The 20,174-nt window shown below is 70.0% G+C and carries 16 protein-coding genes and 2 pseudogenes; 7 read left to right on the top strand and 11 right to left on the bottom strand.

Going from position 1 to position 20,174, the window contains the following annotated elements:
* Positions 1 to 212: 212 nt before the first annotated feature.
* The 10 genes from pssA to ACTWP8_RS28535 form a co-directional block, all read right to left on the bottom strand.
* Complete coding sequence (gene pssA / locus ACTWP8_RS28490) at positions 213 to 1,082, bottom strand: CDP-diacylglycerol--serine O-phosphatidyltransferase (protein WP_443324970.1); 870 nt, start codon at positions 1,080 to 1,082, stop codon at positions 213 to 215.
* Positions 1,069 to 1,716: a phosphatidylserine decarboxylase gene (locus tag ACTWP8_RS28495; protein WP_443317037.1), complete on the bottom strand. Its 648-nt coding sequence runs from the start codon at positions 1,714 to 1,716 to the stop codon at positions 1,069 to 1,071. The genes pssA and ACTWP8_RS28495 overlap by 14 nt, the downstream gene beginning before the upstream one ends.
* A gap of 176 nt (positions 1,717 to 1,892) precedes the next feature.
* Positions 1,893 to 3,098: an acyl-CoA dehydrogenase family protein gene (locus ACTWP8_RS28500; protein WP_443324971.1), complete on the bottom strand. Its 1,206-nt coding sequence runs from the start codon at positions 3,096 to 3,098 to the stop codon at positions 1,893 to 1,895.
* Between the two features lie 2 nt (positions 3,099 to 3,100).
* Positions 3,101 to 3,628 carry a MaoC family dehydratase gene (locus tag ACTWP8_RS28505; protein ID WP_443317035.1) on the bottom strand — a complete coding sequence of 176 codons (528 nt, stop codon included), beginning with the start codon at positions 3,626 to 3,628 and terminating at the stop codon, positions 3,101 to 3,103.
* 5 nt (positions 3,629 to 3,633) lie between these two features.
* Entirely contained in the window at positions 3,634 to 4,599 is a 966-nt protein-coding gene (locus tag ACTWP8_RS28510; protein ID WP_443324972.1) for an HpcH/HpaI aldolase/citrate lyase family protein, read from the bottom strand.
* Entirely contained in the window at positions 4,596 to 6,608 is a 2,013-nt protein-coding gene (locus tag ACTWP8_RS28515) for a protein meaA (protein WP_443324973.1), read from the bottom strand. Before ACTWP8_RS28515 ends, ACTWP8_RS28510 begins: the two co-directional genes overlap by 4 nt.
* A 9-nt stretch (positions 6,609 to 6,617) precedes the next feature.
* Entirely contained in the window at positions 6,618 to 7,955 is a 1,338-nt protein-coding gene (ccrA, locus tag ACTWP8_RS28520; RefSeq protein ID WP_443324974.1) for a crotonyl-CoA carboxylase/reductase, read from the bottom strand.
* Between the two features lie 382 nt (positions 7,956 to 8,337).
* Complete coding sequence (locus ACTWP8_RS28525) at positions 8,338 to 8,475, bottom strand: hypothetical protein (protein WP_443317031.1); 138 nt, start codon at positions 8,473 to 8,475, stop codon at positions 8,338 to 8,340.
* Positions 8,472 to 9,275: a TetR family transcriptional regulator gene (locus tag ACTWP8_RS28530; RefSeq protein ID WP_443324975.1), complete on the bottom strand. Its 804-nt coding sequence runs from the start codon at positions 9,273 to 9,275 to the stop codon at positions 8,472 to 8,474. Before ACTWP8_RS28530 ends, ACTWP8_RS28525 begins: the two co-directional genes overlap by 4 nt.
* An 85-nt stretch (positions 9,276 to 9,360) precedes the next feature.
* On the bottom strand, positions 9,361 to 11,175 hold the full coding sequence (locus ACTWP8_RS28535; protein ID WP_443324976.1) for a 3-hydroxyacyl-CoA dehydrogenase family protein: 1,815 nt from the start codon (positions 11,173 to 11,175) through the stop codon (positions 9,361 to 9,363).
* 388 nt (positions 11,176 to 11,563) lie between these two features.
* Between ACTWP8_RS28535 and ACTWP8_RS28540 the strand changes: the two genes are divergently transcribed.
* Positions 11,564 to 12,277, top strand: a complete 714-nt coding sequence (locus ACTWP8_RS28540; protein WP_443325058.1) for a HEAT repeat domain-containing protein — start codon at positions 11,564 to 11,566, stop codon at positions 12,275 to 12,277.
* 33 nt (positions 12,278 to 12,310) lie between these two features.
* On the opposite strand, the gene ACTWP8_RS28545 is transcribed toward ACTWP8_RS28540, so the two are convergent.
* Positions 12,311 to 13,342 (bottom strand): Rv2578c family radical SAM protein, encoded by a 1,032-nt coding sequence (locus ACTWP8_RS28545; RefSeq protein ID WP_443324977.1) that lies wholly within the window; start codon positions 13,340 to 13,342, stop codon positions 12,311 to 12,313.
* 196 nt (positions 13,343 to 13,538) lie between these two features.
* Between ACTWP8_RS28545 and ACTWP8_RS28550 the strand changes: the two genes are divergently transcribed.
* From ACTWP8_RS28550 to ACTWP8_RS28575, 6 genes and pseudogenes are all read left to right on the top strand, one after another.
* Complete coding sequence (locus ACTWP8_RS28550; protein ID WP_443317026.1) at positions 13,539 to 13,982, top strand: SRPBCC family protein; 444 nt, start codon at positions 13,539 to 13,541, stop codon at positions 13,980 to 13,982.
* A 320-nt stretch (positions 13,983 to 14,302) separates the two neighbouring features.
* Positions 14,303 to 14,611 (top strand): annotated as a pseudogene (locus ACTWP8_RS28555) (MFS transporter); the annotation flags it as partial.
* Positions 14,611 to 14,933, top strand: a pseudogene (locus ACTWP8_RS28560) (carboxypeptidase-like regulatory domain-containing protein); the annotation flags it as partial. The pseudogenes ACTWP8_RS28555 and ACTWP8_RS28560, both read left to right, overlap by 1 nt.
* 151 nt (positions 14,934 to 15,084) lie before the next feature.
* The gene (locus ACTWP8_RS28565) at positions 15,085 to 17,616 is read left to right on the top strand and encodes a SpoIIE family protein phosphatase (RefSeq protein WP_443324978.1); all 2,532 of its coding nucleotides are present in this window, start codon (positions 15,085 to 15,087) and stop codon (positions 17,614 to 17,616) included.
* Between the two features lie 85 nt (positions 17,617 to 17,701).
* The gene (locus ACTWP8_RS28570; RefSeq protein ID WP_443324979.1) at positions 17,702 to 18,424 is read left to right on the top strand and encodes a class I SAM-dependent methyltransferase; all 723 of its coding nucleotides are present in this window, start codon (positions 17,702 to 17,704) and stop codon (positions 18,422 to 18,424) included.
* A gap of 304 nt (positions 18,425 to 18,728) precedes the next feature.
* Entirely contained in the window at positions 18,729 to 19,523 is a 795-nt protein-coding gene (locus ACTWP8_RS28575) for a hypothetical protein (RefSeq protein ID WP_443324980.1), read from the top strand.
* The last annotated feature ends 651 nt before the right edge of the window (positions 19,524 to 20,174 follow it).

Raw genomic sequence — 20,174 nt, forward strand, 5'->3', positions numbered from 1 at the left:
CCCCCCCTTCCCGCCCCGCGAAACACGTCCCCACAAACCGGTGACCAGGCCGGTTTGGGCCGCCGTTCCGCCCTGCGGAACGCATGCCACAAACCGGTGGCCCGGGCGGTAAGGCCACCTGTTCCGCGCTGCGGAACCGTGGCCCCCGAAGCGAGGGGCCCCGAGCCTTTGGCTCGGGGCCCCTCGTTGCTCGCTTTCCGCCGCGGAGCGGGCTACGGCAGCTGCGCTGCCCGTGCCTCACGGCGGTTGTCGCGGAACGTGTTCACCCGGCGGGCCGTGGCGAACAGCGGGATCACCGCGCCCATCACCAGCTGCAGGGCGCAGCCCGTCTGCAGCAGCAGCTGTCCGCCCGGCGCGTCGAAGGCCCAGGCGGCCAGCATGCCCATGCTGAGCACGATCCAGCCGAGCATCGCCACCGCGAGCCGCCCCCGCGGCTTCGGGTACTCGACCCGGCTCACCATCAGCCACGCCACCCCGATGATCGCCAGCAGCGTCGGGATGAAGGGCAGCTCCAGCAGCACGATCGAGACGACCGTCAGCGCCCCGAAGGGGCTCGGCATCCCCTGGAAGATGCCGTCACGCAGCGTGACACACGAGAATCTCGCAAGCCGCAGCACCACCGCCAGCAGCACCACGATCGCGGCCAGCGCCGAAACCCGCTGGTGCGCGTCGTCGGCGACCATGCCCCAGACCAGTACGAAGTACGCGGGCGCGAGCCCGAAGCTGATCAGGTCGGACAGGTTGTCCAGCTCCGCGCCCATCGCCGAGCTGCGCAGCTTGCGCGCCACGAGCCCGTCGAAGAGGTCGAAGACCGAAGCCAGCAGCATCAGCATCACGGCCGTGGCCGCGCTGTGCCGCGCCATGCCGCCGTCCTCACTGCCTGTGAGGTGCGGGATGAGGACGCCGGTGGTGGTGAAGTACACGGCCATGAAGCCGCAGGTGGCGTTGCCCAGGGTGAGGGTGTCCGCTATCGACAGCCGCGTGGACAGCGGCATGTCGTCCATCTCGTCGGAGTCCGCCTCGACCTCGGGAACCCAGGCGCCGGAAGGCTGCGCCTGAGGCTCGGGATCAATCACGGTCAAGGCGAGTCACCCCCGCGATCGTGGGCTGCCCGACATCGACCGCCACGTCGACACCGGCCGGGAGGTAGATGTCGACGCGGGAGCCGAACCGGATCAGGCCGATCCGCTCGCCCTGCTCCACCTTCGTACCCTGCGGCACGTACGGCACGATCCGCCGGGCCACGGCACCGGCGATCTGCACCATCTCGATGTCGCCGAGCTCGGTGTCGAAGTGCCAGACGACCCGCTCGTTGTTCTCGCTCTCCTTGTTGAACGCCGGAACGAAACCGCCGGGGATGTGCTCGACGGACGTCACCGTGCCGGCCAGCGGCGCGCGGTTGACGTGGACGTTCAGCGGACTCATGAAGATCGCGACGCGGGTACGTCCGTCCTTCCACGGCATGATGCTCTGCACCACACCGTCGGCCGGCGAGATCACCCGGCCCTGGGTGATCTCGCGCTCGGGGTCGCGGAAGAACCACAGCATGCCCGCCGCGAGCGCGGTGGTGGGCACAGCGAGGGCGGCCCAGCGTCCCGAGCGGCGGGCCCGGGAGAGGCTGAGGGCCGCGGTGGCCACGGTCGGGAGGAGCCACGGCGATGCTCCGCGCGCGAGGCGGACCCGGCCGCGTGGTGCAGAGGATTGGCTGTGGGGCATGGATGACCTTCGTAGCGGATGATGCCGCGCTGCAATGGGGGACGGCGGCTTTCCGGGATGCTATCGGTAACGCGTGGCAACTGGGCAAGCCAGCAGCCGAGTCGGTGCCCGAAGACCGAAATCCGGGTGTGATCTTGTTCTAGATCTTCCCGAAGGTATTGCCCCAAAGCGGACAACTATCCCTGGAATCGGTATTCCTCGAGCAGCCGGCGACCAATGATCATTTTCTGAATCTCGGCGGTACCTTCACCGATGAGCAGCATCGGTGCCTCGCGGTAGAGGCGCTCGATCTCGTACTCCTTGGAGAAGCCGTAGCCGCCGTGGATTCGGAACGCGTCTTCCACGACCTCTTTGCAGTACTCGGAGGCGAGGTACTTCGCCATTCCTGCCTCGAGGTCGTTACGCTCCCCGGAGTCCTTTTTGCGTGCTGCGTTCACCATCATGGCATGGGCCGCCTCGACCTTGGTAGCCATCTCGGCCAGCTTGAACTGAATGGCCTGGTGCTGGGCGATCGGCTTGCCGAAGGTGTGACGCTGCTGGGCGTACGAAACTCCCAGCTCGAAGGCGCGCTGGGCGACACCGCAGCCTCGCGCGGCGACGTTGACACGGCCGACCTCGACGCCGTCCATCATGTGATAGAAACCACGTCCGGTTTGCCCGCCAAGCACCCGGTTTTCTGGGATTCGCAGACCATCCATGATGAGCTCGGTGGTGTCAACCCCCTTGTAGCCCATCTTCTCGATTTTCCCGGGGATGGTGAGACCCGGCCGGACCTCGCCGAAGCCCGGCTCCTTCTCGACCAGGAAGGTCGTCATCGACTTGTGCGGCGGCGTGCCCTCGGGGAGCCCCTCGTCCGTCCGGCACAACACCGCCACCAGCGTCGACGAGCCGCCGTTGGTCAGCCACATCTTCTGGCCGTTCAGGACGTACTCGTCGCCGTCCTTGACGCCCTTGGATGTGATGGCCGACACATCCGAGCCGAGGGCCGGCTCCGACATCGAGAAGGCGCCGCGCACCTCGCCGAGCGCCATCTTCGGCAGGAAGTAGTCCTTCTGCTCCTGCGTGCCGTGCTGCTTGAGCATGTACGCCACGATGAAGTGGGTGTTGATGATGCCCGAGACGCTCATCCAGCCACGGGCGATCTCCTCCACGCACAGCGCGTACGTCAGCAGGGACTCGCCGAGGCCGCCGTACTCCTCGGGGATCATCAGCCCGAAGAGGCCGAGTTCCTTCAGGCCTTCGACGATCTGGGCGGGGTACTCGTCGCGGTGCTCCAGCTCGGTCGCGACCGGCAGGATCTCCTTGTCGACAAAGCCACGGACGGTGGACAGGATCTCCTGCTGGATGTCCGTCAGCCCGTGGGTCTGCGCGAGGCGGCTCATCTCTACTTCTCCTGGGGGTTCTTCGAAGTGTCCGGCAGCTCCGGGCGGCCGGGCTGCTCGCCGCCGCGCTCCTTGATGTACGTCTCGGTGGGGACCATCACCTTGCGGCGGAACACGCAGACCAGCGTGCCGTCCTGCTTGTATCCCTTGGTCTCGACATAGACGATTCCGCGGTCACTCTTGGACTTTGACGGCGTCTTGTCGAGCACGGTCGTCTCGCCGTAGATCGTGTCGCCGTGGAAGGTCGGCGCCACGTGCCTCAGCGACTCGATCTCCAGGTTGGCGATGGCCTTGCCGGACACATCCGGCACGGACATGCCCAGCAGAAGCGAGTAGATGTAGTTCCCGACCACGACGTTCTTGCCGAAATCGGTGGTCTTCTCCGCGTAGTTCACATCCATGTGCAGCGGATGGTGGTTCATCGTCAGCAGACAGAAGAGGTGGTCGTCGTACTCGGTGACCGTCTTCCCGGGCCAGTGCTTGTAGACGGCCCCGACCTCGAACTCCTCGTAGGTGCGTCCGAACTGCATGGTGCTCAGGCCTCCGGGATCTCGAACTTGCTGGTGCGCTGCATGCCGGCGGCGCGGCCCTTGCCGGAGATGACCAGTGCCATCTTGCGGCTCGCCTCGTCGATCATCTCGTCGCCGAGCATCGCGGAGCCCTTCTTCCCGCCGGCCTCGGACGTGTAGTACTCGTACGCGTCCAGGATCAGCTCGGCGTGGTCGAAGTCCTCCTGCGAGGGCGAGAAGATCTCGTTGGCCGCCTCGACCTGGCCCGGGTGCAGGACCCACTTGCCGTCGAAGCCGAGGGCCGCGGCGCGCTGGGCCACCGCCTTGTAGCCGTCGACGTTCTTGATCTGCAGGTAGGGGCCGTCGATCGCCTGGAGGTTGTGCGTGCGGGCCGCCATCAGGATGCGCATCAGGATGTAGTGGTAGGCGTCCGCCGGGTAGCCCGGCGGCTGCTCGCCTACGACCAGCGACTTCATGTTGATGGATGCCATGAAGTCGGCCGGGCCGAAGATGATCGTCTCGACGCGCTGCGAGGCGGCCGCGATCGCGTCGACGTTCACCAGCCCCTTGGCGTTCTCGATCTGTGCCTCGATGCCGATCTTGCCGACCTCGAAGCCCATCGTCTTCTCGATCTGGGTGAGCAGGAGGTCGAGCGCGACGATCTGCTCGGCGTCCTGGACCTTCGGCAGCATGATGCAGTCGAGGTTCGGGCCGGCGCCCTCGACGACGGTCACGACATCGCGGTACGTCCACTCCGTCGTCCAGTCGTTGACACGCACGACCCTCGTCTTGCCCGTCCAGTCGCCCTCGTTGAGGAACTTCACGATGGTGTGCCGCGCCTCCGGCTTGGCGAGCGGGGCGCACGCGTCCTCCAGGTCCAGGAAGACCTGGTCGGCGGGGAGGCCCTGCGCCTTCTCCAGGAAGCGCGGGTTGCTGCCCGGCACGGCGAGGCAGGAGCGGCGCGGCCGCAGGCGGTTGACGGGGCTGGTCATGCGGGGACCTCCAGGGGGTCGAGCTTGTTCGCTGTACGGATCTCGTCGACGATACGGCCGATGATCTCCGTGATACCGAAGTCCTTCGGGGTGAAGACGGCCGCGACTCCGGCCGCGCGGAGCGCCTCGGCGTCGGCGGAGGGGATGATTCCACCGACGATGACCGGGATGTCCCCGGCGCCGGACTGACGCAGCCGCTCCAGTACGTCCGGCACGAGCTCGGCGTGCGAGCCGGAGAGGATCGACAGGCCGACGCAGTGCACGTCCTCGGCGACGGCCGCCGAGACGATCTGGTCCGGCGTCAGCCGGATGCCCTGGTAGATCACCTCGAACCCGGCGTCCCGGGCCCGTACGGCGATCTGCTCGGCGCCGTTGGAGTGCCCGTCGAGGCCGGGCTTGCCGACCAGCAGGCGCAGCTTGCCGCTGCCCAGCTCGTCAGCCGTCCTGGCGACCTTCTCGCGGACGGAGGCGAGCGGGCTGCCCTCCTCGGCCGCGACCGCGAGCGGCGCGCTGCTGACGCCCGTAGGAGCCCGGAACTCGCCGAAGACGTCCCGCAGGGCCCAGGCCCACTCGCCGGTCGTCACGCCCGCGCGGGCGCATTCGAGGGTGGGGGCGAAGAGGTTGGTGTCACCCGCGGCCGCGGCCTTGAGCGCCGAGAGGGCCTCCTGCGCGCGTCCCTCGTCGCGGTTGTCGCGCCATGCGTGCAGGGCGGTCACGACCCCGGCCTCGTTCGCCGGATCGACCGTCATGATCGCGGTGTCGAGGTCGGCGGTGAGCGGGTTGGGCTCGGTCGACTCGAAGCAGTTCACACCGACGATCTTCTCCTCGCCGGACTCGATGCGCGCCCGGCGCTCGGCGTGCGAGGAGACCAGCTGGGCCTTGAGGTAGCCGGACTCGACGGCCGCCATGGCGCCGCCCATCTCCTGGATCCGGTCGATCTCGGTCAGGCACTCCTCGACCAGCGCGTCGACCTTGGCCTCGATGACGTGCGAGCCCGCGAAGATGTCGTCGTACTCGAGCAGGTCGGACTCGTGGGCCAGGACCTGCTGTATGCGCAGGGACCACTGCTGGTCCCAGGGCCGGGGCAGACCCAGCGCCTCGTTCCAGGCCGGGAGCTGGACGGCACGCGCGCGTGCGTCCTTGGAGAGGGTGACGGCCAACATCTCCAGGACGATCCGCTGGACGTTGTTCTCCGGCTGGGCCTCGGTCAGGCCGAGGGAGTTGACCTGGACGCCGTAGCGGAAGCGGCGGTGCTTGGGGTTCTCGACGCCGTAGCGCTCGCGGGTGACCTGGTCCCAGATGCGGCCGAAGGCGCGCATCTTGCACATCTCCTCGATGAAGCGGACGCCCGCGTTCACGAAGAAGGAGATCCGGGCGACGACGTCCCCGAACTTCTCCTGCGGGACCTGCCCGGAGTCCCGTACGGCGTCCAGCACCGCGATGGCGGTCGACATCGCGTACGAGATCTCCTGCACCGGCGTGGCCCCGGCCTCCTGCAGGTGGTAGCTGCAGATATTGATCGGGTTCCACTTGGGGATGTGGGCGACCGTGTACGCGATCATGTCGGTGGTCAGGCGCAAGGACGGGCCGGGCGGGAAGACGTGCGTCCCGCGCGACAGGTACTCCTTGACGATGTCGTTCTGCGTCGTCCCCGACAGCTTGGTGATGTCGGCGCCCTGCTCCTCGGCGACCACCTGGTAGAGGGCCAGCAGCCACATGGCGGTGGCGTTGATGGTCATCGAGGTGTTCATCTGCTCCAGGGGGATGTCCTGGAACAGCCGCCGCATGTCACCGAGATGGGAGACCGGGACCCCGACCCGGCCGACCTCGCCGCGGGCGAGGATGTGGTCGGGGTCGTAGCCGGTCTGCGTCGGGAGGTCGAACGCGACCGACAGGCCGGTCTGGCCCTTGGCGAGGTTGCGCCGGTACAGCTCGTTGGACGCCTCGGCCGTGGAGTGCCCGGCGTACGTCCGCATCAGCCACGGACGATCCTTCTGACGCTCAGTCATGCGGCTCGCTCACACATTCCGGAAGCGGTTGATGGCATCGATGTGCTTCGCGCGCATCTCCTCGTCGCGCACGCCCATGCCCTCCTGCGGGGCCAGGCACAGCACGCCCACCTTGCCCTGGTGGAGGTTGCGGTGCACGTCGTACGCGGCCTGGCCGGTCTCGTCCAGGGTGTACGTCCTGGACAGCGTCGGGTGGATCTTGCCCTTGGCGATCAGGCGATTGGCCTCCCACGCCTCGCGGTAGTTGGCGAAGTGGGAGCCGACGATCCGCTTCAGCGACATCCACAGGTAGCGGTTGTCGTACTCGTGGTTGTAGCCGGAGGTCGAGGCGCATGTGACGATCGTGCCGCCCTTGCGCGTGACGTACACGGACGCGCCGAAGGTCTCGCGGCCCGGGTGCTCGAAGACGATGTCCACGTCCTCGCCGCCGGTCAGCTCGCGGATGCGCTTGCCGAAGCGCTTCCACTCCTTCGGGTCCTGGTTGTGCTCGTCCTTCCAGAACTTGTAGCCCTCGGCCTTCCGGTCGATGATCGCCTCGGCGCCCATCTTCCGGCAGATCTCCGCCTTGTCCTCGCTGGAGACGACACAGATCGGGGTGGCGCCGCCGGCCAGCGCGAACTGCGTCGCGTAACTGCCGAGTCCGCCGCTCGCGCCCCAGATCAGAACGTTGTCGCCCTGCTTCATCCCGGCGCCGTTGCGGGAGACGAGCTGCCGGTAGGCGGTGGAGTTGACCAGGCCGGGGGCCGCCGACTCCTCCCAGCTCAGGTGCTTGGGCTTGGGCATGAGCTGGTTGGACTTGACGAGCGCGATCTCCGCCAGGCCGCCGAAGTTGGTCTCGAAGCCCCAGATCCGCTGCTCGGGGTCGAGCATCGTGTCGTTGTGGCCGTCCGCGGACTCCAGCTCCACCGACAGGCAGTGCGCGACGACCTCGTCGCCGGGCTGCCAGGCGTTGACGCCGGGCCCGGTGCGCAGCACGACGCCCGAGAGGTCGGAGCCGATGATGTGGTACGGGAGGTCGTGACGCTTGGTGAGCGGCGACAGCTTTCCGTAGCGCTCGAGGAAGCCGAAGGTCGGCAGCGGCTCGAAGATCGACGTCCACACGGAGTTGTAGTTGACCGAGCTGGCCATCACGGCGACGAGGGCCTCGCCGGGGCCGAGCTCGGGCACCGGCACGTCGTCCACGTGCAGGGACTTGCGTGGGTCCTTGTCCCGGCTCTCGACTCCGGCGAACATCTCCGCCTCGTCCTTGTGGACCGTGACCGCCCGGTACGACTCGGGGAGCGGCAGGGCGGCGAAGTCGGCAGCGGTGCTGTCGGGCGAGAGGATTGCGTCCAGGATCTTGTTCATGGTGGGCCTCCGGCGAAGCGTTGCGGAACGCTTGAGGGAACGCTGGGGTCTTTGACGGTTGGTGCTGCGTGCCGTCGGTTCGGCGCAAGGTGTTGCTTGGCTGCGCGGGGTGGCCGCGGTGGGTCCCGCCGGACGGAGTCCGGGGGATGTGCCTGTGACGCAGGCGTCCGGGCGCGCAATAGGCTTGCGGGGACAGCCGGGCGCAGGTGCCTTCACTCCGCGCCCGGCCGCCCGGACCCCTTCAACGTATGGCACGCCGTGCCACTCGGCAAGACACTGCGTGCCAACAATTTCTCTCAGATGTCATCCCGCAGGTACTTATGAGCAACAACGGCCGCCCCTCCCGGGGCGGCCGTTGCCGACAGTGATGAATCGCGTGCCGTCAGTGCGTATTCTCCAGCGGCGGGGCGCCGATGCCTGCCGCGACGGCGCCGAGCGGAGCCGTCGGAGTGAGCGCGGTCAGCCGCTTGGCCGGATCCCGCCCGGCGGGACCGCACGCCCGCCCGTGCTGCGAGCTCACTTGTCCTTCAGGGCCCGCTCGATGGTGCGCATGACCTCGCTCAGCGGGGCGTCCGTTCGGGCCACCGTCACCAGCACCTCGCCCTCCGCGGACACCGATGCCGCGGGCCCGCGGTCCGCCGTGGGCCGGCCCGCGCCTATCCCGGTCCCGAAGGTGTCCCGGACGATCTCGAAGGCGTGGTCGAGCTGGGTCTCCACATCCCCCTGTCCGCCGCTGCGCAGCCAGCGCCGCAGCACGTGGTTGTGCGCCGTGACCACCGCGGAGGCCGCGACCTCGGCGAGCAGCGGGTCGTCGTCGCCGTCGCGGTGCGCGCGCTCGTCGAAGTGGCCCAGCAGATAGCGGGTGAACAGCCGCTCGTAGCGCGCGACGGAGGCGATTTCGCGCTCCCGCAGGGTGGGCACCTCGCGGGTCAGCCGGTACCGCTCCACCGACACCGCGGGCGAGGCCGCGTACATCCGCATGACCTCCTTGATGCCCCGGCAGACCGTGTCCAGCGGATGCTCATGGGGCGGGGCCGCCTCCAGTACCGCCTCGGCCCGGACGAGCGTGTCGTCGTGGTCGGGGAAGATCGCCTCTTCCTTGGAGCGGAAGTGCCGGAAGAAGGTCCGCCGCGCGACCCCTGCCGCGGCGGCGATCTCGTCCACCGTCGTCGCCTCGTACCCCTTCGTCGCGAAGAGCTCCATCGCCGCGGCCGCCAACTTGCGGCGCATGGTCAGCCGCTGGGCGGCTGCGCGGCGGCTGCCCGGGCTCTCCGAGGGCTCCACAGGAGGGGTACGAGGGGACTTAACGGGCTGGGACATGTGGGGAACGTAACACGATGCGCTTTCGCCGTGCGGGGGCGGACTGCCAACGGGGTCCAGCAGACCGCCCCACGCCGCGTCCCCCTCAACGCCGGGCATACTCGCGGAAGCCGCGCCCCGTCTTACGGCCCAGGCAGCCCGCCGCGACCAGGTGCTCGAGCAGTGGCGCGGGCGCAAGGCCCGGGTCGCGGAACTCGCGGTGCAGCACCTGCTCGATGGCGAGCGAGACGTCCAGGCCGACCACGTCGAGCAGCTCGAACGGGCCCATCGGGTAGCCGCCGCCGAGCTTCATGGCGGCGTCGATGTCGTCCAGCGACGCGTAGTGCTCCTGCACCATCTTCACCGCGTTGTTGAGGTACGGGAACAGCAGCGCGTTGACGATGAAACCGGCCCGGTCGCCGCAGTCCACCGGGTGCTTGCGGACCGCAGCGCACACCTCGCGGACGGTGGCGTGGACGTCGTCCGCGGTGAGGACCGTACGGACCACCTCGACCAGCTTCATCGCGGGCGCCGGGTTGAAGAAGTGCATCCCGATCACGTCCTGGGGCCGCGAAGTGGCGCGGGCGCAGGCGATGACGGGCAGGGAGGAGGTCGTCGTGGCGAGCACGGCGCCCGGCTTGCAGACCTTGTCGAGCGTGCCGAAGAGCTGCTGCTTGACCTCCAGGTCCTCGGCCACCGCCTCGACGGCCAGGTCCACGTCCGCGAAGGCGTCGAGCGAGCCCGCGGGCGTGATCCGGCCCAGCGCCACGTCCTTGGCCTCCTCCGACAGTCGCCCCTTCTCGACCGACCTGGCCAGCGACTTGGCGATACGGGCCTTCGCCGTGTCCGCCTTCTCCTGGCTGCGGGCGGCGAGCACCACGTCGTAGCCGGCCTTGGCGAAGACCTCCGCGATGCCGCTCGCCATGGTGCCGGAGCCCGCGACGCCGACGGCGGTGACCGTACGGCTGCGCGCGGCGGCACCGGCCTCGACCGGGGTCTCGGCGTCCGGCACGACGGTCGCGCTGCCCGGCGCCTCGTACGTGTAGAAGCCGCGGCCCGACTTGCGGCCGGTCAGCCCGGCCTCGCTGAGCTGCTTGAGGATCGGGGCCGGGGCGTTCAGACGGTCACCGGACGCCGCGTACATCGCCTCCAGGACGGTGCGGGCGGTGTCGATCCCGATCAGGTCGAGCAGGGCCAGCGGGCCCATCGGCAGGCCGCAGCCGAGCCGCATCGCGGCGTCGATGTCCTCGCGGGTGGCGTACTTCGCCTCGTACATCGCGGCGGCCTGGTTGAGGTAGCCGAAGAGCAGTCCGTCCGCCACGAAGCCGGGCCGGTCGCCGACCGCCACCGGCTCCTTGCCCAGTTCGCGGGCCAGCGCGGTGACCGCGGTGACGGCGGCGGGCGCGGTGAGCACCGAGGAGACCACCTCGACCAGCCGCATGGCGGGCGCGGGGTTGAAGAAGTGCAGGCCCAGGACCCGTTCCGGCCGGGCGGAGTCGGCGGCGAGGCGGGTCACGGAGAGCGCGTTGGTGCCGGTCGCCAGGATGGTGTCGGGCCGGACGATGGAGTCGAGCGCCGCGAACACCTCGTGCTTGAGCTCGTAGTGCTCGGGCACGACCTCGATGACCAGGTCGGCGTCGGCCGCCGCCTGGAGGTCGGTGAACGTACGGAAGCGGGCGAGGACATCCTGCCGCTCCTGCTCGGTGAGCCGCTCGCGCTCCACGGCGCGGGCCGTCGAGGCTTCCAGGGCGGTCGCGGCCTGCATGGCTGCGGCCTCGCTGATGTCGATCCCAATGACCTCCCGGCCTGCGCGGGCCAGCACCTCGGCGATGCCGGTGCCCATCGTGCCGAGGCCGACGACGGCGACGGTGCTGAGGGTGGAGGGAGTGGAGGCGGGATCCGGGGTGGACGGACGAACCATCGCGGGACTCCTGAGGGTGTTCCCCGGGCACCGCGGCCGCGGGGAGAGTGACGACTGAGGGGTTTTCCGGGTGCGGATAGGGTCCGGCTGCGCGAACGCGCTCACCGCGGAAGGGGGTTGCCTGATGTGGGGCTGCACGGCGGGCAGCGATGCCCGGCGAGAAAGGCGGCCGGCCCTGTCCCGAGGCCATGCCGTACTGCGTGCGTGTTGTGTGTGCAGAACCGACTGCACGAGGCGGCTGCGTCACCAGGCCGCCCGAGCGGGTGTGCTCGTACCAGGAGCTTAACCCGTGGGTAACCAAATCCGCCAGAGGAACTTGGGCGCGGTCGGCTGTGGCGCAGGCCACGCGGGGGAGGAGGACTGCATGGAAGCGGGTGAGGGGCACGGCATGGGGACGGAAGACGCATTCCGGTCGCTGGCGGAGCGGGCGCGGGGGGAGGCCGCGAGACGGGGGGAGGGGGCGGAGTACGAACGACTGGCCGCGCTTGTGGAGGGCGGATCCGTGGTGAACGAATCTGTGGGGGAGGGGCCTGCGAGGAACGGATCCGCGGGGAACGGATGTGTGAGGAGTAGCTCCGCGGGGGGCAGCTGCGCGGGGGGAAGTCACGCGGCTTGCTGTGGCGAGCTGGCACGTGTGCTCGCCGAGTCCGGGTGGCCGCTGTGGGCGCGGGAGATCGCGGCCTTCGCGCTGGGGTGTGCCGGGGACCGGCGGGCGTTCGAGACGCTGGTGCTGCTGCTCAACCACCGGGATCCGCCTCGCTGCGCCACGGCTGCCCACGCGCTGGCCCGGCTCGGCGACCCGCGTACGGCCCGGGCCGCTGCTGCCCTCGCCACGAATCCGCTGCGCACCGCGTACGCCCTCTACCCGGTCCGGCTGCTGACCGAGCTGCGCGCGCCGGAGTCGGTGCCCGCGCTCATGGCCACCCTGGAGCGGCTGCTGGCGGACGGGGGACCGTACTGGCAGGTGGCCCTCGCCTGCGTCGAGGGCCTGGGCGCTCTCGGCGACCCGCGAGCGATCCCTTCGCTGACGGCCGCCCGCGACCACCCGCGCCTGGCAGCGGCGGCCGCCGCTGCCCTGGCCCGGCTGCCGGGCGGACGCTGACCGCGCTCAGAGCAGCGTCAGTGGTGACTGCGTTCAGAGCAGCGTCAGTTGGGTCGGGGGCGGGAGGACCGGGTCGGGGTCGGGCGGTTGCGGGATGCGGCGGGCGGCGCCGGGGCGGGAGGGCCCGATGCCGAACTCGGTCGCGTACTCGTGGACTTGGCGGGTGATCTGCCGCTGGTACCACTTCGGGGCATACGCCCCGCCCCCGTACATCGTCTCGTAGCGCCGTACGAGATACGGATGGTGCTGCGCCAGCCAGGCCATGAACCACTCCCGCGCCCCGGGCCGCAGATGGAGCGCCAGCGGTGTCACCGACGTGGCGCCTGCGGCCGCGATGGCCCGGACCGTCGCGCGCAGCTGCTCGGGCGAGTCGCTGAGGAAGGGGATGACCGGCGCCATCAGGACGCCGCACGGGATGTCGTTGTCGGTCAGGACGCGGCAGACCTCCAGGCGGCGCTCGGGCGACGGCGTGCCCGGCTCGACCGTGCGCCACAGCCCGCCGTCCAGGAAGCCCACCGAGACGGACACGCCGACCTCGGTCACCGCGGCGGCCTGGCGCAGCAGTTCGAGGTCGCGGAGGATCAGCGTCCCCTTGGTGAGGATCGAGAACGGGTTCGCGTAGTCGCGCAGTGCGGCGAGGATGCCCGGCATCAGCCGGTAGCGGCCCTCGGCCCGCTGGTAGCAGTCGACGTTCGTGCCCATCGCGATGTGTTCGCCCTGCCACCGGCGGGAGGCCAGTTCGCGGCGCAGCAGCTCGGGGGCGTTGACCTTGACGACGATCTGGGAGTCGAAGCCGGTCCCGGTGTCGAGGTCCAGATAGCTGTGCGTCTTGCGGGCGAAGCAGTAGACGCACGCGTGCGTGCAGCCGCGGTACGGGTTGATCGTCCACTCGAATGGCATCCGGGAGGCGCCGGGCACCCGGTTCACGATCGTCCGCGCACGGATCTCGTGGAACGTGATCCCGCGGAACTCGGGGGTGTCGAAGGTACGGGTCACCGCGTCGGTGCCGAAGAGCGCGGGCGCCGCCGTGGTCGCGTCGCCCGCCGCCAGACCGTCCCAGCGCATGGCGCCTCCCTCTTCCTCGCAAGCCGTTCCTTGCACACCCGTCACGCTAGAACACTTATTCGAATGGCGCCAGACGGTATCCCGTAACGGCTCACGCGGGGCCCCCGATTTGGGCCGGGGCAGCGCCGGTGGTTGGCTTGGCGGGCAGGACGCACCGCGGGTCACAAGGACTTGCGAGTCGACGGAAGGAAGAACGATGGCGCAGGTAGAGGCCACGACGGAGCGGATCGTCGCGGCGGATCCCGAGACGGTGTTCCGCGCGCTCTCCGACTACTCCGGCACCCGCGCCAAGCTGCTCCCCGAGCACTTCAGCGAGTACGAGGTGCGCGAGGGCGGCGAGGGCGAGGGCACCCTGGTGCACTGGAAGCTCCAGGCCACCAGCAAGCGGATCCGCGACTGCCTGCTCGAGGTCTCCCAGCCGACCGCCGGGCAACTCGTCGAGAAGGACCGCAACTCCTCCATGGTCACCACCTGGACCGTGACCCCGGCGGGGGAGGGCAGGGCGAAGGTCGTCGTCACCACTGTCTGGAACGGCGCGGGCGGCATCGGCGGCTTCTTCGAGAAGACCTTCGCGCCCAAGGGGCTCGGCAGGATCTACGACGCGGTGCTCGCCAAGCTCGCCGCCGAGGTGGAGAAGTAAGCCGTCGGTCTCGATGTCGTCGGCATCAATACGGCCTCGGTCTCGGTGGGGCCTCGGTCTCAGTGAGCATCACGAAGCCCCGGACGCAGGCAGTCCGGGGCTTCGTGATGCTCACCGGATCGAGTGGTTTTCCCGGCGGTTCCGGCGTAAGCCGTGGGTGCCCGGCTGGTGCGAAAGTCCCTGATGAGCGCCCGAAAGGCGCCCCAGGCAACGTAGTTGGCGTTCCTTCCCGTACCCCTCCCGTCAAATTCGCCGCGCTTGCTCGCTGTTGTCGCGTAATGCGAGAAATGGGCGGCGGGTGCAGGAGCGACGAGGGGAGCGGTACGTGGGCGATCATCGCCGACATCGTCCCGCCACGCGCGCGTGGCCGCTACATGGGCCTCATCGGCGCCGCGTTCGGCCTCGCCTCGGTCGCGGGCCCGCTGCTCGGCGGCTTCTTCACCGACCACGCCTCCTGGCGCTGGTGCTTCTACTTCAGCGTGCCCCTCGCCCTCGCCGCGATGGCGGTCATCGCACTCGTCCTCAGGCTGCCCAGGCCCGCCGTCAGGCCCCGGCTCGACGTGCTCGGCGCGCTCCTCCTGGCGGCGTCCTCCACCTGCCTGGTACTGCTGACGAGTTGGGGCGGCACCGCCCGGCCGCCCGGCCCGTCACCGTCCAGCCCTCCCGCGAAACCCGCCAGGACATCGAACTCGCGGGCGGCGCGGTGCTGCGTGGCACCGTACGGGCGCACGGCGGGCGCCCGGTCGAGGACGCCCGGGTCACGTTGCTCGACGCGGCGGGCAATGTCGTCGACACCCTGATGACGGGAACTGATGGCATTTTCCTCTTCGTTGACCTGTCGGCAGGTGAGTACACGGTGATCGCCGCGGGCTATCCGCGGTGGCCACGGTCCTTCAGGTCGCGGGCGGCGGCCGCACGGAGCGGGACCTCCTGCTCGGCCACGAGGACTGAGAAAGCCTGAGAGGACGGAGGGGACGGAGAGGACTGAGGAGATCCAAGGCGGCCTGCGCGACTTGCGCAAACGGCACGCGCTGCACCCTTACTCACCCGTACCGTGGTGACGGTGCCGCGGATCATGCGGCAGGGAAGGAGCCTCCCGGCTATGGACAGTGGCATTCCGTCGCAGGCACCGGCCGGTCCGCCGCAGCCGAGAGCCCTGTCCGGAAAAATCCCGCTCGCTGTCGTCGTCGTGGACACCAACGGCCTCGTCTCGCACTGGAGTTCAGGCGCGCGGAGGCTCTTCGGCAGCACCCGTGAGGAAGCCGTCGGCGTGCCCGCCGCGGATCTCCTGCCCGTCTCCGGCGCCCTCGACGCCGAGCAGGGCGGCTTCGCCTCGTACGAGGAGGGGGCCGGGCCCGGGTTGGGGGACTCGCTCAGCGGCCGGATGTCGTACCCCGCCGCGGGCCGGGCCCGGATCTCCGACACCGGCGCCGGCCCCTCCGCGCGCGTGGGCGAGGAGTCACTGGACGTGCTGTGGTGGGCGTACCCGCTGATCGGCCCCGGCCCCGAACGGCTGCTCGTGCTCGCCGCCGGGACCCGCGGGCTGTGCGGGCCCGGCGGGCCGTACCACGATAGCCCGGAAGCCGAGGAGTGCTGCCCCGGCGAGAGCATCGCACCCGGCTTCGCGCTGCACACGGAGTTCCCCGGCGCGGACGAACTCGCCGGCAGACTGTCGGAGATCTTCCCCAGCATGAGCGTCGCCCAGGGCACCCGGATCGCCGCGCAGGTCCTGGAACTCGGCTATCCCGTACTGGAGTTCAGCCGCCACGACCGGGTGCCCGTCACCCCCGACTGGGGCGTCCCGCGGCGTGCCGGGCGCCCGCGCAGGCCGCAGGGTGGCGACCCCGCCGCCTTCGTACCGCTGTCGCCCGGCTCGGACACCGGCTCCGAGGAGGACCTCGAGTACGCGGCGGTGCGCGAGCGGCTGGAGTTCCTCAACGAGGTGAGCAGCGGCATAGGCTCCTCCCTCGACCTGGCCAGGACGATCCGCGAGGTCACCAGCGCGGCCGTCCCCCGCTTCGCCGACTTCGCAGGCACGCATCTGCGTGCCCAGGTGCTGGCGGGTGAGGAGTTCCCCGACGGCGTGCCGGACGTCACCACCATCTGGCACCGCGTCTGGGTGGAGCACAACGACGAACCGGGCCGCTGGGACGACACCGTGCCGGTCGGGGAGGCCATCGCCTTCCCCGAGCACACGCCGTTCTTCCAGTGCATGGTCACCGGCGAGCCGGTGCTCATCCCGCGGATCAGCGACGAGCTGGGTGCAAGGATCTCCGGCCAGTTCGAGAAGCGGGACCTGCGGCCGCTGATCAACGGGCGGTCGATCCTGATCGTGCCCCTCAAGGCCCGCGATGTCGTCCTCGGCTTCATGGTGCTGCTGCGCCGGGCCGACCGCGAGCCGTTCAACGACATGGACCGTACGACCGGCGCCGAACTCGCCGCCCGCGCCGGGCTGGTGCTCGACAACGCGCGCATGTACACGCACCAGGAGAACGTCGCCGAGACGCTCCAGGACAGCATGCTGCCGCAGGTCGCCCCGCGCCTGCCGGGCTGCGACACCGCCACCCGCTACCTGCCGGGGACACGGCTCGGACGCGTGGGCGGCGACTGGTTCGACACCATCAAGCTGCCCGGCTCGCGCACCGCGCTCGTCGTCGGCGACGTCATGGGCCACGGCCTCAACGCGGCCGCCATGATGGGCCAGTTGCGCACCGCCGTGCAGACGATGGCCGCACTCGACCTGCCGCCCGCCCAGCTGCTGCGCAACCTCGACGACCTGGCGCAGCGGCTCGGCGAGCACTACCTCGCCACCTGCCTCTACGCGGTCTACGACCCGATCCGCTCCGAGCTGCTGATCTCCAACGCCGGGCACATCCCACCCGTACTCGTACGGGCGGGGGACGGGCGCAGCGAGCTGCTCGAGGTGCCCACGGGTGCTCCGATCGGGGTCGGGGGAGTGGCGTTCGGGACGGCGAAGGTGCGGGTGGCGCCCGGCGACCGGCTCATCCTGTGCACGGACGGGCTGGTGGAGGTGCGGGGTCAGGACATCGGGGCGGGGCTCGCGGCCCTGTGCGAGTCCGCGGCGCACCCCGCGGCCTCCATGGACGCCGCCTGCGACACCATCATCCGCGCGCTCGCCGCTTCTTCCTGGGACGAGGGCCAGGGCGGCCGCAAGGACGACGTCGCCCTGCTCATGGCCCGGCTGAACGGGATCCCGCGCGAGCAGGTGGCCGCCTGGCGGCTGGGCACAGACCCGCGGGAGGTGGGCCGGGCCCGGCGGATGGTCCGCGAGCGGCTCACCGACTGGGGCCTGGAGGAGGCCGTCGACACCGCCGAGCTGCTGGTCAGCGAGGCCGTCACCAACGCGGTGCGGCACGCCTACACCGAGCAGGTCGAGCTGCGGGTCGTACGGACGGACGCGCTCCTGTGGGAAGTGTCGGACGACGACCGCGCACTGCCCGTGCTGCTCGACGCGGACCGCGAGGACGGGTACGGGCGCGGGCTGCGGGTGCTCGGCTCGCTGACGCGGGAGTGGGGGACCAGCTCATCGGCGCGCGGCAAGACGGTGTGGTTCGAGCAGTCGCTGCCGCGCCCGGCGAGGCCTGCGACGCGTGCCGGCTCGAACAGCCGGTGAAGGATCGCTACTGCCCCTTGCCGGGCCCCCTGCCCTGGCAGTAGAAGATCTTGACAGTCCGTCAGCGGATCGTGGGGAGCGCACTATGAGCGTGTCGCAGCAGTACAGGGACGCCTGGGAGGGCTACTGGAAGGACACCTCCAGTGCCTCGGGCGAGGCGATCTGGGACTCCGAACCGAGCCTCACCGCGATCCCGCACATGGAGCTCTTCGCGCCGCACGCCGTCGCCTCGCTGCCCGTTGTCGACCTGGGCTGCGGGAACGGCACGCAGACCCGCTACCTCGCCACCCGCTTTCCGCGGGCGATCGGGGTGGACCTCTCGCACACGGCGATCGAGCACGCGCTCCGCGCCGACACCGAAGGCGTCGCGGAGTTCCGGCAGCTCAGCCTCACGGACGCGGACGGCATACGGGAGCTGCACGAGCGGCTCGGCGACGTCAACGTCTATATGCGCGCCGTCATCCACCAGAGCGAGCCGCAGGACCGGGCGCGTGTCGCGGCAGCGGTGGCGGCGCTGGTGGGATCGGCCGGGCGGGCCTTCGTGGCGGAGCTGACCTCGGGGTCGCGCGCGGTGCTCCAGAAGGCGGTGCAGTCGCCCGGCGGTCCGCCGCCGAAGCTCAGCAAGGTCTTCACGCACGGGCTCAAACCGGCCGACGCCGACGACTCGGAGGTGGAGCGGCTGTTGCGGGAGGCGGGGCTGACGGTGCTGGCGCAGGGTGCCACGGTGCTGCCGCAGACCGAGTACCTCGCGGACGGCACGCGGATCGATCTTCCGGCGCAGTGGCTGGTGCTGGGCCCCGCGGGCTGACCGGAGCAGGGAATGGCACGAAGGGCTGGACGATGTGAACCTTCGTGCCCGCACCGCCGTTGAGTAGATGCCGGATCAGTCATCCCCCCAAGACCGGCACCGGCCCGGCGGTCGGCTCCAAGAGAGCTTGCCGCCGGGCCGACTTGTTTGGGGGGCGCAGCCCGGGCTTGCGCCCCCTCACGTAACAGGCCTGTTCCGTTCATCAGGGGCTGGCAACAAGGGACCTGCCCCGTGAACCCGCTGTCTCTGGAATGCCGTTTCGGAGGTGAATTCGCCAAGGACAACGCCGAAAGGGCACACCACCATGTCACTCAACCGCTCCCGTAAGATCGCCGGACTCGCCGCTCTGGTCGTCAGCGGGGTGCTCCTCACCGGATGCAACCCCTTCAGCGACGAGCCCGACGCGGCCGGCACGTCAAAGGCCGCGGCCTCCAGCGTCGACTCGCCGGAGTCGGACAGCCGAGCGGACGGCGTGGTCACCGGCACCCTGACCTATATGGCGCCCGGCAAGCTCGAGGTCGACGGCCGTCCTTTCTACGTCGCTGAGGACACCGAGATCTGGGGTTCCGGCCTCATCTGCGGTGACCCGGCGGGACAGGCCCTCGACGAGTGCACGGCCGAGGAGCTGGAAGCAGCCGCCAAGAAGGGCGGTGCGGAAGCCGAAGTGGAGATCCAGAAGGGCACGGCCGTCAAGGTCACCGATCAATACAGGAGTGACAACCCGTCCGAGGTGGACGAGGGGCACGTCGCCGGCGCCGATGGCGGCACCGACTCTTCCGAGAACCCCGCCGGGACCGACCGCGGCCAGGCCAGCGGGGCGGACGGCGGCAACGACGCGACCGCGGACAACCGCGCGGACGGCACGGTCACCGGCACCCTGACCTATATGGCGCCCGGCAAGCTCGAGGTCGACGGCCGTCCTTTCTATGTCGCTGAGGACACCGAGGTCTGGGGCGCAGGCGACATCTGCGGTGACGGAGAAGGACATGTCGCCGACGAGTGCACGGTCGAGGAGCTGGAAGCAGCCGCCAAGAAGGGCGGTGTGACGGTGGCCGTGGACATCAAGAAGGGCGTCGCGAACGTGGTCCGCGAGCAGTGACCTGGGGTCATCCTCAGGCTGAGGTCACTGACCCGCTTGTGTGAGTCCCCCTGTGAGCCCCACCCCCGCGTGACCCGCGGGGGTGAAACTCACGGCAGCGTGGCAGGTGCTCAGGCTCGTCGTTGGCCGCACGGCCTGGGAGAAGGGACCGCTTCGGCAGCCTGGTACGCGATGCGCCCCCAGCTGCCGCTGCGGCGCAGGGTCAGTCCCATACGGGCCAGGTACGGTTCGAGCCGGACGAGCCGAGCTCGCAGCGTGGGCCGCCGCAGTGGCTGGTCGGACGTGCCCAGCAAGAGGCGGAGATCGTGGCAGCACCACGGCCGACGGTCCCGGACCAGCAGACGCAGCAGAAGCCGCTGCGTACTGTGCAACGGACCCGCGGCGCTGTGCAACGGGCCCGCGCACGCCGGCGGGCCGGGTGGATCCGGTGACGGGTCCGCCGGAGTGGCCGTGAACCAGCGCTGTTCAGCGGTCAGTCGGGCGGTCAGCTCCCGGATCGGCATGTTCCGTTCGAGGACATTCGCTGCGCCGGCCCTGAGCAGCCCCAAAGCGTCGGCACCGCTCGGTACGAGCGCGATCACCGGTGAGAGCCTGCTCAGAACGCTGGTCCGCCGACCGAGATCCGGCAGCCAACGAGGGTGTGGCACGTCC

It is taken from the genome of Streptomyces sp. 7N604, assembly GCF_052245475.1.
Lineage (GTDB): Bacteria > Actinomycetota > Actinomycetes > Streptomycetales > Streptomycetaceae > Streptomyces.